Annotated in this window: 2 protein-coding genes; both read left to right on the top strand. The window is 65.9% G+C overall.

Features of this window, described 5'->3' with window-relative positions:
- Positions 1-415, top strand: a 415-nt coding sequence (locus ACEN88_RS28685; protein WP_413345162.1) for a hypothetical protein, incomplete at its 5' end; no start/stop codon positions are given.
- 77 nt (positions 416-492) lie between these two features.
- Positions 493-2,738 (top strand): outer membrane beta-barrel protein (locus tag ACEN88_RS28680; protein ID WP_413345160.1); only part of this gene is annotated, 2,246 nt, incomplete at its 3' end.

Below are 2,738 nucleotides of genomic sequence, written 5' to 3'. Positions count from 1 at the left end.
CCCCCCCCCCCCCCCACCCCCGGGCCCGGGTTTTTTCACGGCGTGGCGCACGGGCCGGGATGCGCGCACGCTGGCGCGCGCGGCGGTGCTCGCGTCCTGCTACCGGGTCGACGTGCCCACGGCCGAGCACATCCTGCGCACGCTGGAGAACGACGTCCGCGACCCGGCCACGGCCGCGTGGGCGGCGGCGTTCCAGCGCCGCCTGGACGGGGGCCTGAGCCTGGCCGACATCACGGCGGAAATGCGCCTGGTGGCGGGTGCCGGCGGCTTCAGCGAATGGACGATCGACCAGGTCAGCGTGATGCGCGACGTCGAATACAATGCGGGGCTGGAGGACGCCCGGGGCTTTTTCGAGCAGCAGATGCAGAACCCGGATCCCTCCAAGGCGTTGCTGAACCCGCCGACGAGCCGCTAAAAAAAGCTGGAACTTTTATGGGGACCCGGAGGAATACGGATTCATGCTCCGGCGTTTCCACTCACTGATCCTGTTCGATGATTCCGACCAAGCACGCGCTGAAAATCCTTCCCGCCTTACTCGTTACCTGTTTCGCCGTACCGGCGTCGTTCGCACAAACGGCGCCGCCCGCCGCCAAGGCCGCACCGGACACGAAGTCCGACGACGGGGTCGCGACCGTGGAGGTGGTCGCGACGCGCCCGACCAACAAGGTCGACCGCGATGTTTACGACCTGAAGAACGACATCAGCGTGAGCAACGCGTCCGCCGCCGACATCCTGAACAATGTTCCGTCGGTCACGGTCGACCAGGACGGCAACGTGGCGCTGCGCGGCAACCAGAACGTGCAGATCATGGTCAACGGCAAGCGCGACGCCCAATTCCAGGGCCAGAACCGGGGCGACGCGCTGAATGCGTTCCCGGCCGAGGCCATCGAATCCATCGAGGTTGTCAACGTGCCCGGCGCCGAATTCGGCAACGAGGGCGGCAGCGGGCCGATCATCAACCTCGTCCTCAAGCGCAACCGCAAGGCCGGCTCGCGCGCGAACATGAGCGTCAACAAGGGCACCGAGGGCCGCGGCAACGCGTTCCTCAACGGCGAGCACGCGGAAGGCCCGTACTCGATCTCCGGCAACATCGGTGTGAGAGAGTACGTGCGCAACAGCCATAACGAGTCCCAGCGGGAGGATCTCGACCCGGCCACCGGCGCCGTCAAGGACTCGCAAGACTCGGTGGGCAACCGGCAGGGCCGGTCGAAATCGCTGAACCTCGCGTCGACGTTCACGTACAACGTCGGGGAGCGCGACCAGGCCGGCGCCACCGTCAGTTATTCGAAGATCCGCAACGAGAGCGACAGCACGACCTCGACCCGGCGGTTCGCGGCGGACGACTCGCCGCTGGCCGATTTCACGAGCCGGTCGCAGAGCCGCTCGCCGGCCGAGAACTTTGGCATCGGCGCATCGTACGACCACAAGAGCGGCGCGCCGGGCGAAGACCTGAAGTTCGACCTGCGCTACACGGGCCAGAACAATCATTCCGATTCGGACGTCTTCTACGACTACCGCCTGCGCCCGACCCCGTTCATCGCGAACAGCCTGCGCTCGACCGACCGCCGCAACCGCATCCTCGACATCTCCGTCGACTACGAGCGCAACGTCTGGGACACGTGGCACCTGAAGGCCGGCGCGAAGGTCGCGGACAGCAAGACGAACAATCCGACGAACTACCTCGGGCAGGACCCCGCCACGGGCGAGTACGTGCCGGTGTCGAGCCGCATCAGCGATTTCGAATCGAACGACCGCAACGCGGCCGTCTACGGCATCCTGTCCACTAAGCTGGGCAAGAACCTCAGTATCCAGGGCGGCCTGCGCGGCGAGTACACGGAACTCGACGTCCACCAGCCCCTGCTGGACGAGCAAGACAAGTATCACTACATGAACTGGCTGCCGAGCTTTTACGCGACACGCGACATCGGCGCCGACGGCATGCTGCAGTTCCGCGCGGCGCGCCGCATCGCGCGGCCGAACGAGCGCGACCTGAACCCGAACCTCGTCTACCTGAGCGACTTCAGCGCACGCCAGGGTAACCCGCACCTGCAGCCTGTAAATAACGACCTGCTCGAGCTGGCGTACCGCGACCGCTTCTTCGGCGTCGACAGCAGCTTCGTCCTGTTCAAGCGGCGCGAGTCGCCCGTGGTCGGCAACCGCAGCTACGCGCTCGCGAGCGATCCGAACGTGATCGTGACGTCGCCCATCAACTTCGGCGCCAACGATTCCGTTGGCGTCGACCTGAATTTCAACGTGCGCCAGCTGTTCGTGCCGGGCCTGTCCGCCAACCTCGGGGCGACGCTGGCCAACGAGAAGCGCCAGCGCATCTCCAACTTCACGACCGACACGACGGCCGTGGAGCAGACGAACCACCGGGAAAACATCAAGCTGCGGCTCGCGTACCAGGTGGGCATGGAATCGCTGCAGCTGAGCGTCAACCGCAACGGCGCCACCCTGAACGGCCAGGGCATCAACAGCGCCGTCACGATGACGAATTTCACGTGGATGCACCGCATCACGCCGCGCCTGTCGCTGAACCTCAACGTGAACAACGTTTTCCATACCGGGAACATGGAGAGCGACATCGAGAACGAGGTGCTCCGGCTGCATACGCTGAACGTGAGCCAGCCCCGCATCGTCCAGATCGGCCTGCGCTACCAGTGGGGCGGCGTGACGGGCGACGAGCGCCTGCGCAACGGCAACCGCGGCATGTTCCGCGGCGGCCGCGGAACATGCCG

This window comes from Massilia sp. CT11-108 (assembly GCF_047302915.1).
GTDB classification, from domain to species: Bacteria; Pseudomonadota; Gammaproteobacteria; order Burkholderiales; family Burkholderiaceae_D; genus Telluria; species Telluria orientalis.
Note: the sequence above shows the minus strand (reverse complement) of the source record. Positions and strands in the feature narration are given on the sequence as shown.